Raw genomic sequence first — 12,374 nt, 5'->3', positions numbered from 1 at the left:
AGATTCCAACGCTACCAGACTACTTCTAACTCACGTGCTATTTTGTGGCTTTTATCTGCGTCTGATTGTTTCGCTTCTCAAGCGTTGTTACTGTAAAGTCGAAATCTTGTAGGGTCTGTTTTAGATGTGATGGAGTTGACCCATACTCAAAGATTGATGATCCGGAATCGGAATGGTGGATCTCACAGTAAATAATTCGGCAGTTAGAAGTGCGAAGTGTCTTTTTCATTCCATTTATTACGTCCTGCTCAGCTCCTTCAACGTCTATTTTCACGACCGAGGGTTGTGGTATTTCAAGAGAGTCTCCTGTTCGCGCTGGAACTGTTACCATATTTCCTTCATCAGTACGCAAAATTTTTGATCCTCCTAAATTCCCGTTCTGATTCGATGCCAGTCCAAATTCCACAGTTGTATTCCGATCTGATAGCGCAGCATCAACAATAGTCGCATCTATCCCGTTCAGCCTAAGGTTTTGTTTAAGTCGTCGTTTGTTCTCCGGGAATGGTTCAAATGCAATGGGCTCAACTGTTGGAAGTTGTTTCAACAAGCATGTGTATATTCCAATATTTGCACCAACATCCCAAACTACGTCTCCCGGAGTGACTTCAGTCAATAAATCACGAGCCAGCTCACGTTCGTTCTCTTTGAAATATGTCACTGCATGAAAATCTGCTCTATCATTAATGTTGAACTCAGCATTAATATTTTCAACCGATACTGAATGGGACCCCGACCGCTGCCAACGAATATATTGGATACTCTTAACCAATCTGGATAATTCTGTATGTGTATATGCTGGAGTGTTTCGTATAAACCGTTTCAGGCCATCCTCACGGACTTTAGTAATGGCTTTTGAAATCGTTGCTGCCATAATGGCAGAATCATGTCCGAATCTGTAAAGACTAGCCAGCAAGTGCTGGTATGGTGAGAAGGTCATTATGAGAGGCAGAGGTTGCGGCCACGGCTATAGACTTCAAACCACCCAGCTCGGTTGGCAAAGGCTACGAGTGACAGCAATTACGCGATATGCCGAGGGAAGAGGGCGTGAAACCGCTAATCAAGCATCGTGAGTTCCGTCCCATCGATCTCGCGCATAATGTGCGGATCAATGGAACTCTCTACGGCCATCCGTTCTAGTTTAGCAAACTGGTGCGTCCGTCCACGGCGAGCTAAAACCGTCAGTAACTAGGAACGTGAGAATCAGGTGGAGAGTGTGTACACACCACCGGATTCAGTAGTTGTGAACCGCATTCAAAGAGCGTTTCCATCTGATGAGTTGCGCGAGCGCGCTCGCGCAACGAATTTCATCCAGCGAGAGCGGAAACTCGACGTCGTTGCATTGTTTTACACGCTTTCACTCGGATTCGCTGCCGGATCTGACCGATCCACTCAGGCGTTTCTCGAACGTTACGTTGAGATGGCTGACTGTGACCAACTCTCGTATGCGACGTTTCACGGCTGGTTCAAACCAGGGTTCGTTGCACTCCTTCGAGAGATTCTCGATGACGCCATCGAGAATTTCGACACGTGCCAAACCGAGCTTACCGGACGTCTCGAACGATTTCGAGACGTCCTCATCGTCGACGCTACGATCATCTCGCTCCATCAAGACGCCAGAGACGTCTATACACTCGATGACGACCGGGCCGGGGCGAAGCTCCACCTTACGGAATCGCTCTTGACCGGCCTTCCGACGCGGTTCCCGACGCGAGCACCCATGAACGGAGCCAGCTACCCGCCGGAAGTGGGTAGCTGGCGCCCTCATTCTGTTCGATCTCGGCTACTACGATTTCTGGTTGTTCGACCACATTGACGCCAATGACGGCTGGTTCGTCTCTCGCGTCAAAGAAAACACAGACTTCGAGATCGTCGAAGAACTCCGCACGTGGCGAGGGAACAGCATTCCACTGGAGGGCCAGTCGCTGCAGGCCGTCCTCGACGACCTGCAGCGACAGGAAATCGACGTACAGATCACGCTCTCATTCGACCGCAAACGAGGGTCGGGCGCCAGCACGACCCGAACCTTCCGATTAGTCGGCGTTCGCAACGATGACAGCGGCGAGTATCATCTGTACCTGACGAATTTGGACAGAGAGGACTACCGCGCGCCTGATATCGCACAGCTCTATCGCGCGCGCTGGGAGATCGAACTGCTGTTCAAAGAACTCAAATCACGGTTCGGTTTGGACGTGATCAACACGACCGACGCCTACATCATCGAGGCGCTGATCATCATGGCAGCACTCTCGTTGCTGCTGAGCCGGGTTATCGTCGACGAACTCCAGAAACTGGACGCAAAACAGCGAGACTGCGCCGACGACGCCTCGGCGTCGTCGACGCGGCTCCCTTGACGACGGTGTTCACACGCCGTCGAACGGCACGCGCATCTGATCCAGTTGTATCTGATGCTGGATCTGGGGTACGAGCTACCGGATCTTGATTCGTTGTTGCTGTGGTCGTCACGAGATCCAAATCCACACCGTCCGAGGTTACGTGAACAGGTAGAGTCAGGCGAGTTCTGGTAAGGAACTCGCCTGACGAGACGGGCTGGATCGCCCCGGCTTGATCAGCGACGGCTCTGGAACGGCGGCGCACTCACGACTGCGAGTGCGCCGCCTTCGACGGGAGACATGATCAAGAACCGGCTGGTTTGCTGGAACAGCAGCGATCTCGGTATGATTGCGGTCAGAGTCGACGCAATTTCGGCGTGATCACCGTCTCAGTCAGTCGCTAAGCTAGAACGGATGATACAGCTACCTCGTTCCGCGGTGAGGACGTTTATCCGAGCGGTGACCCACCGAATACAAAGCTCTCAGGCAGGCGACCGAAGTTCACCGGGCGATCCACCAATATATATATAGTTTCAAGATATTTATATATTATATTTATCGGTCTAGAGCTTGACGGATATCGGGGTGGGAAATATGCCGACGTGTTTCAGCGCTTAGTTGCTTGACGGAGTCAGCTTCCCATGCCTCGTCTCGGTGACGTTGCCAGTCTTCGTGTCGGACCCGAACGTAAACCGGAACCGCATCAAGCTCTAGAACCTTCGCGATAGCCACCCGATGATATCCGTGCTTAACGATCATCGTGCCATCCCGGCCAATACAGATGTTTATTTCATTAACAACGCCGCCGCCATCCGGAAGCTCTGATTGCGTTTGAAAACCGTCCGTTTGAATTGACTCGTACAGACGTTCGAATTCTATGAGATATTGCTCTGATTTTCCCCACTCGGGTACAACTTCCGTTCGTTCGGGGGGCGGACAATCACGCTCGGCGAATTCGCTGATATAACGATACTTCGGGCTTTCCTCAAACGGTTTGGCTTTGAGGTCCCAATCCCCGCCCCGGATCATGACCCCTTGCGAAAGGGGTTCGTCTAACCATGAAGTCGCTATGCGGTGGGTGATAAGGTCCGGTGATACCGTGATGAGATTAGTCGGATTCCCTACCCCTGGGTGACCGTTGAAACGATATTTGTATCCATGTAATTGAATTAGGTATTGCCAGGGTGCTATTGTTCGGTAGATAGCTTTAGACAATTCAGCCAGGCCGTCCTCCCGCAGTTTCTCAAAGGCTCTCGCCACAAGGTTGCCATCAGTCATAACTCTTATAATAGCTATGTTAAATGGCCGAAACCAATCAAACCTACTGATTTCCCAGGCGTATCCGGTTTTCGCTATGGGGTGCTTAACTAGACAGTGCCTGAGCAATTATTTCTAACGTCTACTATAGATCGGCCGTTTCTTCCAAATGTTCAGAGGATGCTCTGATCACTCTTCGTACGCAGAGTAGTAAGATCTCGAAATTCGTCGGTATCTTCGCCAGTTCTCGGTAAGAAGTCGTGGTGGGCGCAGTTCCAGATTAGATCGATCAGGTTTGATGAGGGAATAGCCTAATAATGAAACGCGCATGATTTTTGCGCCTATATTCAGTACAATATCGATTTATATAGCATAAGTGAATATCTATTGCTATGTATATTATGAAAACTAGGAATATAATATAGAGTTTGAGTGCCTTTAGTTGACTCTAACACAACTTGTCATATACCTTCAGGAGTTGTTTACTATCATGGGACCAATTATATTTTGACTCTACTGCATTTCGTCCGTTTTTCCCATAAATTCTACCAACTTCTGATTGGAAGATGTTAATAGCCGCGTCAGCGATAGCATTCGGCTCTTCTGGTGGGACAACAACACCTGCGCTGGCTTCTCTAACAACTCGACCCACAGCACGCGTATCAGTCACAATTACCGGAAGTTCTGCAGCCATGTACTGGAACAATTTGTGAGCGATTGTTGTATTGGTGTGACCATTTGATCGATGAGGTAACAGTCCAATGTTTGCACTTGACATATATTTCGGGAATTCTGTTTCGTCAATCCACCCAGTGAATTCAATGTGATCCCGAATTCCCAGGTTATTTGCCAAATCTTCTAAATCGTTCAGTTGGCCTCCTCCCGCAATTCGAAAGAGGACATTTGGAATCTCCTTTTTAATCCGAGGGATTGCCCGAATTACCGTATCTAAACCTCTATGTGGTCCAGACACACTACCAACATAAGTAAGTGTGAATTCTTCGGAATACAGGTCGTCGGAATTTGGTATATGTCTATCAAACCACTCTAAATCAACAGTATTTGAAACGACCGAAACGGCCTCCGGATCGATTCCTGACCGGATGTATTCGTCCCTAGCTTCTGGAACTACTGCTAGTACATGGTCGGCGTTTTTCATCGCAAATTTCTGCTCCCAATGATAGCGCCAAGGAGGCTTGCATACTCGTCTCGCTAGTATTTTTGGATTGGTCAGTATCTTCCAAAAGTTCAGGTCCGGCCGATAGTGATAGATTGCCTTACGATAATTCTCGTGAAGATCCAAAATAACAGGTACGTTGCTCTCTTGAAGTACAGTTCTTGCTTGTGGAAGGTCATGTACGTGAATTATATCGACATTCTTCTTAATTTCATTTTGAACTTCGTCCCTCCATAATGGATCTACATTTTTTAGAAGTAATTCGATGGAACGCGGAACATCTCGTAGGTTATGGCCCGGATCCGGACGATATACTCGGTGGACAGTAGCCCCCTTTATATTTTCGATACCGGGGGAATCTGATTCACAAAGAATTCTGACATTATGGCCAGCGTTGAGAAGTGTCTTCGCTTGCTTTCTAACTCTGGCATCGGGCGGGTAGTCACCCCAAATTGTCATTAATATGTTCATTAGTTATATTTCCCCATGAGTGATTTATATGAACGATTATTCAATCAGTTGTAAATTCGCTACGGAGCCGTCAACAGGGGCGATTTCGTTGATCGACAAGATGAAACTCCGACCGATCCCCTTGAGTACCGCAGCTACCAACATGAGGCCAAGGAAGATCACCGTGAACATCGGATCGAAGCGAGCGTCATTGAAAGGGTCCTCAAGTTTCTCACAACGGGAAATAGCTCCGGTGTCTGAAGACGACATCTGGACGTCGTGTGTTCCCAGATGAGCGGTCATAAATCCTGTCGGTCGTCCCATCGTTAGGATTCAAGTTCGATTGTTCCGACCATCATCGAACCGTATTGTGACCCTGGCCTGGAACGACAATACGAGATTATGACAAGGGTAAGCCGACGGAATTGGAATCACCTCTATCGAGGACGGTTCGGGTGTAATAGTCGAATATAGATGTTAGAGAGGTACAAATCATACATGACAATTTATCGCATGTATAACGAAAATGAGCAGGAATCTGAGTTCCCGCTCGCGATCTGTGTTCTTCTATCAACCGGACAATCAGAGAAATACGGCGAGGTCGTTCGTGTACGCATCCCTTACCCACCGAAACGCGTTGAACAGCTCTACCGCAGTTAATCTGCGACCGAAACGGGTTTATCGACTACTTCGCCGGCCGCGAGCAACCACGACCACGAAAGATCCGATCGCTCGGTTTTAGCCGTCGTGGCGGATCGGTATCAGTACTTCACAAGGCGACTTGATGCAGTCGGGACAAATCCGAGAGTCTCCACTAAATGGTAAGTGACTAGGTAGGATGTCTGCTTGCCGATGGTGTGTTCAATCCCACGCAAGCAGACGGTTCAATCCATGAGGACCAGGTTCTTAACTTCCTCGTCAACACGATTGACGAGGAAGTTGAGCTTGACCTCGCTCTCAACGCCAAAACGACGTCTGAAGACGTTCACGAGGTCCTCGTCGGCACATGCGCCGACGGGACCTCGGTTTCGACACTCTGCGAGAAGAGCGAAGATTCACCCCACCACAACACGGTTCTGTACCACCTCCGCGAGAAGTTCGACTTGGAGTCGGTCGAACGAATTGGCAATACGCTGCTTCAGAAGGACGTTCTCGACGTACTTCCCGAGCAGGTGGAGGTCTGCGCAGACCTCCACCTGCGGCCCTACTACGGTGACGAGGACGAGACGGACGGCCTCTATCATTCGGAAGCGAAACGTGGAACCACTGCATTCCACGCGTACGCTACACTTTACGCACGTGTGACGAACAAGCGATTTACGCTGACTGTGCGCCGTCTCGAAGACGGCGACACTGCCAGCTGTGTCCTCGCTGAGTTTCTCGGTGTGCTCGACGGCCTTGACTTCAGCGTCAAGGCCGTCTATCTCGACCGTGAATTCTACGACAGCAAGTGTCTCACGTTGCTTCAGGCGCCCAATTACGCCTACGTGATGCCGATCGTCCGCTGGGGAAAGACGATCAAGCAGGAACTCTCTGAAGGCTGGAGTCGTGTCATCCAACACGACCTGACGGGGAAACTCGACGGTCCAGCTGTGACCGTCGAGTTTCCCGTCTACATCGACTGTGCCTACCAGAATGGACGCTACAACGAACATGGCGTGGCGCGTCACGGCTACGCCGCTGACGCGCCGTTCATCGACACGCCACGAGACGCTCGATACCACTACGCGAAACGCTTCGGTATCGAGGCCAGCTACCGGTTGTCCGAACAGAGTATTGCGACGACATCGACGCAAGATCCGGTCGTACGGCTGTTGTACGTCGTGGTGAGCCTGCTGTTGCAGAACGTGTGGCGGTATCTACACTGGGAGTATGTGGCGACGCCCCGCCGTGGCGGGCGTCGCCTCTGGTCCTGGCCGTTCAAGGAGTTCATCAACATGATCCGACGGGCAGCGTGGACGTCCCTCGCGGTGCGTCGGGCCGTCCCCACAAATCGGCCACCGGACGATCGGTTCCACCGGTAACCACCGACGGAGCAAGCCTCACCGCGAGTGGCAACGCCGTCGCATCGGCGGCTAATCGCCACCGACAGCGACAGCTCCCTCTTCGATCAGCGTAGTTCACCCACTCGTGATGACTCGTCAGGACGAAACTGGAGACTCAGATCGAATTAGCTGGTAACGCTTTGTGAGGTACTGAAACTTGTTACAGTCGTTATCTCGAGAGCTTAGCGGTGATTACGAATCCATTCTCAGTCCAGAAAGGAGTTGGTCAATCGCCATACGACATTGGATTTACTTAGATCACAGCACGCTTAATGTTGTAGCCGACAACCAGTAGGACGATCTTGCGAAATTTTCGATACCAGCATCGCACACGCATGGCGTTTGTCAAGCGTACGCTTGGTCACTGAGAGCCAGTCTCTGACAATATCATCAAACTTATTGTTGAAGGATCAACTAGAAGTACTAGTTACATTGAACGGTTGTTACTAGCTTTATTGAATATAAACTTCCCTACTTTAACTCCTGGTCGCCCAAATATTGCGCATAGAAAATACCCAATATTAAATATATTTGGGGAATAAACTAGAGATTTAAATATGTCGATGGTGGCACGATGAGACCAACCTGACTTTTCCAATTCTAAACTCCCTTTTCTCAAGTAGAATGATGAAATAGCTGATTTTTTGACCTCAGGATCATATTCATTATAAAGTCCATCGAATAATTCTATAACCTCTTTCATGCCATAGAGGGCACCTTCACCTGATCCTCTTGAATCATTCAAACTACGTTTTTCAACTAATGGTTCAGAAACAAAATCAAAACATGTTCGCTTTGCCAACTCTATTTTTAAGTAAGTGTCATCCGAACCAGGTAAATTGGGGAAGGGTAGAATATCTTTAACTAAATCAGTTCTAATTAGCATGGAGGATGTAATACATTTATTTAAATCAAACCCGAGTGTCACCTTTAACACGTTTCCCTTTCCTCTTTCTGGTGGTAAATGAATTATATTGTTCCTTTGAAACCCACAATATACTACACCTGAATATCTGTTTAAAAGAGCCATCTGCTTTTCTATCTTTTTCTCATGGATTATATCGTCATCATCTAAAAATTGGATGGCGCATCCATTAGATTTATATGTGCCAATTGATCTAGCATAATTTGCCCCTCTATTTTCTTCTAACCCTATGTAATTAACACCATCATAGCAATCTACTAAACTTTTTGCGTATTGTTCTCCGGAGTCATCGACTACAATTACTTCGCAGTTTTTATATGTCTGCCTCAATACACTTTCGATTGCTGACTCCAACTCGTTATTTCGATAATATGTCGGAATGATGACTGATACTAAACCTTCATCCATGGCCACGACGTAATTTGCCATCCTTTAATAATCTTTTCTAGGAAAGAGAACTATTGAACCCAAAATTTCGAAAAGGTCTTTCTATCGGGTCTCGTAAATTGTACGAACGATTTGGAAGAACGAGCGCACTCCAACACCCGTCATGGTGTTCGGGGTGCGCCTAGATTCAATGGGATTGTCAGTTCGGGAGGTCATTGCAGTAATCGAATTACTGGGCATTGACCGTTTTCATGGCAAAACCTGGAACTGGTCGTATAAACTATCAAATACCCAGAACGACCCGCGACTGCTCGACCGTTGGCGGGTCGCTGTCGACATCGTGGTAGACGGCGAGAAAAAGTGGCTGTACACTGCGATCGGCACAGAGTCGAAGCTGCTATCGGAAATCGACGTGTACAACCACCGTGGAACCGATCCGGTGGCAGCGTTTCTGCATCGACTCACTGAGATGCTCGTATCGAGCACTCGATGGCCGAGTACCAGCTAAGGAGGTGCTCAACTAGACAGTGCCACCGACAGTTATGATTTGTTCAACTAGTAACTTCCTACAGGAATGGCTGATGATTAGAACCCATTTCATCCTCTGCGATCTGACGAAATATCTCCCCTATTCGCTGCTGGACTGTTGACGTTGCTGATCGAGGATGCGGAAAAGATCATCAACATCACAAATCCTTCAAAGGTAGTTCCTACCACTGATCACCGGCTACGGAGGCTCAGCAAAAACGGATGAAAGTCGAAGCAATACATTGAAGCCATCAGACCGTCATTCGCAGTTCTCGTGGTTATAATCCTTGAAACTCGATACCACTAACAGATATTTTCATAGGGATGGAGGTGGTCCCGATTGGTGCTATGAGTGCCTTCGGTCAATTTCATTCTAAGATCGCTTCCATTATTATTTTCATTCTGCTATTTCTATCTTTACTCTCGTTCACTATGTTCGGAAATACACAAGTAGTGAACGTATTGATTTTGGGAACCGTCTTCGGCATTTGCATGCTCTGGTCAAGTAGACACGACGAGTACATTGAATTACCAAGGTTTATTTTTCTCCCACTATTGGCTATTTGGGCTTTCTTTATAATTAGCTCCGTTACAGTTTCACCAACTATATCGCAATCAGTTTTGCAAACTGTGGCGGCTATCGCCATTAGCGGAACTGCAATTTTCATTATCCCGAAAGTGTACAGTAGTGGATCGTTCCTGTTTCATATTTTCTTGATTTCGTTCGTTCTAGGATTATTTAGCGTCCTCGCACTCATCCTGCCACTTGAATCGATTGGACCAGTGGAATTGCTCCGTGCTGTGCCTTACGAGGAGTACGTTATATTCGGGGAAGCAAGATATGGTGAAGTCCCTATTGCTGGGCTCGAGAATCCGAACCAGTTATCTGTAGTTCTTCTCCCTGGAGTTCTCGCTGGAGTCAGCTATCTAAGAACTGCAGTAAGTAAAAAACCAATGAGCGAGATAGTGATTTCTGGAATTGCGCTATTATTCCCACTGATATCTTTAATACTGACGCGATCTCGAGGGGGTTTCATTGCACTTATTGTTGGCGTTGTGACGTTCATAGCGATACACCACTTCTCCACGACTATAGTTCGAATATTCTGCCTGTCCGGTATTATTGGAAGCTTGCTTGTTCTCGCACCCACTGGAATTGGTCCTGTTCCTAGCCTAATCGAACTTGTGTCGGAGCCAAGAGCATGGCGATGGAAACACGCGATTGATTCGATGCAAAAGCAGCCATTCTTGGGATATGGACCAGGGAATTCACGCCTCGCCACCCAGAGCGGGACTCAGCCACATAACGCATACTACATGCTGGGACTGTGGGGTGGTCTTGGGCCATTCATATTGTATCTGTACATGTTTGCGCGGATATTGTTGGTTTCTGTACGAGACCGAGTAAACACGATGCCAGCGGTATTTCCGGCGATCCTGACCAGTTACTGGATCTACTCATTGTTCGAGTCGGTGACCATTTTTCACTTCACTGCTCCTTCAGTAATTCTTGTAGTCACATTTGGGTTCGTTGCTCACTCATTTGTTACAGATTAACTATACAAACCGACTGATAGCACTCATATAGTAGTCTTGAAAGACGCTAAATATTATCGAACCAGTGTGCAAGACCTAGAGAACGAGATTTCATCGGGATCTTTACGGGTAGAGACCACTTCAGGACGTTCTTCACCGAGAGATTTTTTGGTTGAACTTCACTAGTGACTGGATCAAGATGTGCAAAAATTACGCCGATCAGTCACGTGCCTAAAGCCGCGTTCACGTACAAACAGAAGTGTTCGTTTCGTTGTGTCCCTAGCTCGTCATTGTAATCACCAAGTATGAGCGAAGGCACGACTCAGGACGTGAGAAATTCATGCTATAAGTTAGATTTTATAACACGATCACTCATTGGGATCGACAGCCTTCTCAAATATTTCGATTGTTTCTTCCGCGCATTTTTCCCACGTGAATTCCTTGACTCGATTTCGGCCACGAACGATCAAGTCCTCCCGCAGCTTTTCGTCGTTCAATACTTGTTCGATGATAACGGATATCTGGTCTGGATCTTTCGGATCAAAGTACAGCACTGCGTCACCACCGACTTCAGGAAGAGACGCACTTGCGGAGGCTACAGCAGGGACTTCAGCGGTCATTGCTTCCAGTAGCGGTAGCCCGAACGATTCGATTAGCGATGGAAAGACGAACAGGTGAGCGTTACTGTAATAGGACTTGACCTCGCTCAGAGGGACACGGCCTACAAGGGATACATCTTCTGCAACCTCTAATTCTTTCGCCATCGATTCGATTCTTTGTGTGTATTCTTTGTCAGTTGTTTTGTCGCCGATAATAATGAGCGGATGCTTATGTCGAGTCTCTGCCGGGAGTCGAGAATATGCCAAAATTAAATTATGTACATTCTTATGTTTATATAGGGTAGATACCATGAGAATATAGTCACGTTCTTCCGCTGGGGTGATCAGTCCTTCATTAGATGCATCCCCGAACGACGGGTCAACACCGTGGTGGATCGCATATGCGTTGTCTTCTGAAATCGCTAATTCGCGTGCTGCCTTCCGTTTCGATGACTCCGTCACGAATATCATTGACTCCGAAATCGACTGTGATACCTCTAATGCCCTCGCAAGCACTCGTTTCCGAACTTGCTGCCGGAAGGATTCTTCGGTGTCAATATCATAGTACAAGTGAGAATTTTGATTCGCTACGACCTGCTTGCAGGGACACATTAGAAGAGGAATCTCACTAGGTGAATACAAGAGGTCAATGTTCTCTCTGACGATTTGTCGGGGAATGTATGTCTGCTCGTACCACAATCGACTCGCAGTCCCGGATGTATCGACCGATTCGACCGTCAATTGATCCGATTCTATAGGTAGATTGAATCGCTCTACTGCTACTGATGAAACAAAGAAATGCAACCTGTGGTCTGAAACCTCCAGAATATTAGTTACGAGATGTTGCAGGTATGTCACACCGCCGCCCATCTTTGCTGCCAAGCCGTTAATCCCAATTTTCATTTTTATCTAGATTTTTATCTATTATATTTCTGTAATCAAAACTGATGTAGGACTCTACCAACACTTTTGTGAAGGTAAATTGATATATTGTTTATCAAAATGAAATAGCTTGAGAAAAACTGCGATATTCTGGAACGGGGCTGGACACATGTCATGTACTGATTTAGCACAGGAATCCATGTCTGTACCATCACTATTACACCACCGGTCCGCTTAAATTTCCGTAATAGATCAAAA

7 protein-coding genes and 3 pseudogenes are annotated in these 12,374 nt (G+C 47.6%); 5 read left to right on the top strand and 5 right to left on the bottom strand.

Features of this window, described 5'->3' with window-relative positions:
- Positions 1 to 37 precede the first annotated feature (37 nt).
- Positions 38 to 871, bottom strand: coding sequence for an FkbM family methyltransferase (locus EA462_RS06040; RefSeq protein WP_165872024.1), 834 nt, complete (start codon positions 869 to 871; stop codon positions 38 to 40).
- A gap of 143 nt (positions 872 to 1,014) precedes the next feature.
- On the opposite strand from EA462_RS06040, the pseudogene EA462_RS06035 reads away from it, so the two are divergent.
- Both EA462_RS06035 and EA462_RS06030 read left to right on the top strand, forming a co-directional pair.
- A pseudogene (locus EA462_RS06035) lies at positions 1,015 to 1,122 on the top strand (IS5/IS1182 family transposase); the annotation flags it as partial.
- A gap of 82 nt (positions 1,123 to 1,204) precedes the next feature.
- Positions 1,205 to 2,525 (top strand): annotated as a pseudogene (locus EA462_RS06030) (IS4 family transposase).
- A gap of 360 nt (positions 2,526 to 2,885) precedes the next feature.
- Here EA462_RS06030 and EA462_RS06025 read toward each other — a convergent pair.
- Complete coding sequence (locus EA462_RS06025; protein WP_124177659.1) at positions 2,886 to 3,608, bottom strand: hypothetical protein; 723 nt, start codon at positions 3,606 to 3,608, stop codon at positions 2,886 to 2,888.
- Positions 3,609 to 4,035: 427 nt separating this feature from the next.
- A complete protein-coding gene (locus EA462_RS06020; protein ID WP_124177658.1) occupies positions 4,036 to 5,235 on the bottom strand; it encodes a glycosyltransferase family 4 protein in 1,200 nt (399 codons plus the stop codon).
- 836 nt (positions 5,236 to 6,071) lie between these two features.
- Here EA462_RS06020 and EA462_RS06015 point away from each other — a divergent pair.
- Positions 6,072 to 7,238, top strand: coding sequence for an ISH3 family transposase (locus EA462_RS06015; RefSeq protein WP_124177657.1), 1,167 nt, complete (start codon positions 6,072 to 6,074; stop codon positions 7,236 to 7,238).
- Between the two features lie 448 nt (positions 7,239 to 7,686).
- Here EA462_RS06015 and EA462_RS06010 read toward each other — a convergent pair whose 3' ends face one another.
- A complete protein-coding gene (locus tag EA462_RS06010; RefSeq protein ID WP_124177656.1) occupies positions 7,687 to 8,613 on the bottom strand; it encodes a glycosyltransferase family 2 protein in 927 nt (308 codons plus the stop codon).
- Positions 8,614 to 8,689: 76 nt separating this feature from the next.
- Between EA462_RS06010 and EA462_RS06005 the strand changes: the two are divergent.
- A pseudogene (locus EA462_RS06005) lies at positions 8,690 to 9,040 on the top strand (IS6 family transposase); the annotation flags it as partial.
- A 512-nt stretch (positions 9,041 to 9,552) separates the two neighbouring features.
- The gene (locus EA462_RS06000) at positions 9,553 to 10,656 is read left to right on the top strand and encodes an O-antigen ligase family protein (protein WP_124177655.1); all 1,104 of its coding nucleotides are present in this window, start codon (positions 9,553 to 9,555) and stop codon (positions 10,654 to 10,656) included.
- A gap of 347 nt (positions 10,657 to 11,003) precedes the next feature.
- On the opposite strand, the gene EA462_RS05995 is transcribed toward EA462_RS06000, so the two are convergent.
- Complete coding sequence (locus EA462_RS05995) at positions 11,004 to 12,137, bottom strand: glycosyltransferase family 4 protein (RefSeq protein ID WP_124177654.1); 1,134 nt, start codon at positions 12,135 to 12,137, stop codon at positions 11,004 to 11,006.
- Between the last annotated feature and the right edge of the window lie 237 nt (positions 12,138 to 12,374).

The organism is Natrarchaeobius halalkaliphilus (assembly GCF_003841485.1).
GTDB classification, from domain to species: Archaea; Halobacteriota; Halobacteria; order Halobacteriales; family Natrialbaceae; genus Natrarchaeobius; species Natrarchaeobius halalkaliphilus.
The sequence above is the reverse complement of the archived record's forward strand: the minus strand, read 5'-3'. Positions and strand labels throughout refer to the sequence as shown.